The 539-nt window shown below is 41.0% G+C and carries 1 protein-coding gene; it reads left to right on the top strand.

Translation table 11 applies throughout. From position 1 onward, the window contains the following. Positions 1-48 precede the first annotated feature (48 nt). Positions 49-539, top strand: a 491-nt coding sequence (locus Q4550_RS23225) for an ATP-binding protein (protein WP_303536545.1), incomplete at its 3' end; no start/stop codon positions are given.

Genomic DNA, 539 nt, shown 5'->3' on the forward strand with positions numbered 1-539 from the left:
TACTCGATCCTTAAATACGTATACTAGCATTTTAGGAGGTAGGGTCTGATGAATAAGACTGTGAATGAATTACGGGAACAATTTCGTCAGTTACGACTGGCAGAAACCGCGGAGAAGCTCCCACAGCTTCTTCGCGAAGCTGAAAAATCTTCATGGACTTACTTAGAATTCTTAGAATCTATTACGGGATATGAATTAGCAAAACGTGAAGCAAAAAACCTTGAAAAAAGAATGAAATGGGCACGCTTCCCTTTCGAAAAGTCACTAGATGAGTTTGAATTGAAAGGCCAAAACGTTCTGACTGCAAGAGAATTAGCTCAACTCAGAGAGTTAAGCTGGCTGGAACAGCAGTACAACTTAATTCTTCTAGGTCCGCCTGGCATTGGGAAAACATACATCGCCATTGGACTTGGACTCGAAGCCGTTTACAGAGGATTTAATGTTTACTTCGCTACTATGGGCGAGCTTGTACAACTCTTAAAGACTGAAGAATACCTAAACAAATCAAAGGTACAACTCAAACGCCTTAGAAGTGCTGA

This window comes from Anaerobacillus sp. 1_MG-2023 (assembly GCF_030547345.1).
In the GTDB taxonomy this organism is placed as follows: Bacteria; Bacillota; Bacilli; order Bacillales; family Guptibacillaceae; genus Guptibacillus; species Guptibacillus hwajinpoensis_B.